The following is a 1,813-nucleotide window of genomic DNA, read 5'->3' as shown; positions in this document are numbered from 1 at the left end:
TCAGGCAGGCCGCCGACCTCATGCGGAGTGCATAACACCCTCTAAGCGTGCACAGTTCTGCGTGGTATCGTGTTCTTGGCGAGCATGATTACTAATATTGAAATCGAATCTCTTGATTACTTGTATTCACAATAGCAAATTCCTATATATCAACTACCGGTGGCGTGCATCGGTAATGTGATCATTGCCCTGTCTTAGTCTGTGGCTCGGTAGCTTCAAGCCGACCGAAGAAGGCCCTTCAGCAAGGCTAGAACCCAGACCTATGGAGACTCAGATGGTCCACAACTACAAACAAAGCTCGCAATCCGCGGGTGACAAGTTGGCCTACGAAGGCACTGTCATCCGCAAGCGTGGCTCCATGCTCAATCTGACGGACATGTGGCGCGCGGCAGGCGGTCAGTCTGCTCGACGTCCATCATTGTGGCTTGCACTCGACGAGACAGCGCATTTTCGCAAGTTCGTCCGGATCCACACCGTCGGCAACACGACCGCGTCGTCTGGTCTAAATGTAGGCCAGGACGACATTATGGACCCGCTCCAGGACGGCCTTGTTGTCGCTGGTCGGGGCAAGGGCGGCGCCACTTGGGCTCATTGGCAGCTCGCGCTGGCCTATGCCCGGTATCTCTCGCCACCCTTCCACCTCTGGTGCAACAGCGTCATCCGGACAGTTATGGAACAGCCCGGTCTCGCATCCCCGAAAGGCGGAGAGGCCCTGTTCCGGTTCCTCGAAAGCCGGTTCCAGTTTTTGATTCGCCGATTCGACACTGCAGATCGACACGCCGCAGATCTGATGTTCCTCATCAGCTCCACGCAGGACATCCTCACGGGCAAACGCCGAGACTGTTGAGTTGCGCTGAGAACTGACCCGTTTAGTGGGATATTTGCATTTAGAATTGACCCATGTGCGACCGGTCTTCCCAGGCCGTCGAGGACCTCATCGATCAGGGATCGCCGGCCTTCCAGAGCGCGGTGCCGATCCTGGCGCAATTGCTGAAGGCCGAACTTGCCGAACGGGAAGTCCGCTCCATCGCCTATCAGATCAAAGCAGCGCGCTTCCCGGCTTATAAGGACCTGACCGGCTTCGACTTTACCTCCAGCGAGATCAACGAGGCTCTCGTTCGGCAGCTTCACCGATGCGACTTTATCGACAACGCCCATAACTTGGTTCTTCTTGGCGGTCCTGGCACTGGCAAGACCCATGTCGCCACAGCGATTGGCGTTCAGGCGGTCGAGCATCATCGTAAGAAGGTGCGGTTCTTCTCCACCGTCGAACTGGTCAATGCCCTTGAGCAAGAGAAGACGCAGGGCAAGGTCGGGCAGCTCTCCGATCGACTGGGCCGCCTGGACATCATGATCCTCGACGAACTTGGCTACCTGCCGTTCAGCGCCTCCGGCGGCGCCTTGTTGTTCCACCTGCTCAGCAAGCTCTACGAGCGGACCAGTGTGGTGATCACCACAAATCTGAGCTTCAGCGAATGGGCGGGGGTCTTCGGCGACACCAAGATGACCACGGCCTTACTCGATCGGCTCACCCACCACTGCCACATCATCGAAACCGGCAATGACAGCTTCCGCCTCAAGGCCAGTTAGGCAACCGCCAAAACACGAAAGGAAAAGCCCGTGTCTTGACCCTCATCAAACCCGGCGGAATATGAAACGAGGCGGGTCAGATCTCAATGCAAAACCCGGGTCAGTTCCTGACGCAATTCAACATTTGCGCCTCCAGCATGTCCACCTCGGGTTGGTTGGCGCTCATTTGCCTTCCGGCGCCTTTTCGCTGCTGTGTTCTCACATCTGATGGCGTTGCGATGGC

The 1,813-nt window shown here is 57.0% G+C and carries 2 protein-coding genes; both read left to right on the top strand.

What is annotated here, in order from left to right:
• Positions 1–274 precede the first annotated feature (274 nt).
• Positions 275–847: a KilA-N domain-containing protein gene (locus GSQ76_RS28355; protein ID WP_158747442.1), complete on the top strand. Its 573-nt coding sequence runs from the start codon at positions 275–277 to the stop codon at positions 845–847.
• 53 nt (positions 848–900) lie between these two features.
• Positions 901–1,590: an IS21-like element helper ATPase IstB gene (istB, locus tag GSQ76_RS28350; protein WP_158747441.1), complete on the top strand. Its 690-nt coding sequence runs from the start codon at positions 901–903 to the stop codon at positions 1,588–1,590.
• Positions 1,591–1,813: the final 223 nt, after the last annotated feature.

Origin of the sequence: Acidisphaera sp. L21 (assembly GCF_009765685.1) — a bacterium.
Taxonomy (GTDB): domain Bacteria; phylum Pseudomonadota; class Alphaproteobacteria; order Acetobacterales; family Acetobacteraceae; genus LMUY01.
Note: the sequence above shows the minus strand (reverse complement) of the source record. Positions and strands in the feature narration are given on the sequence as shown.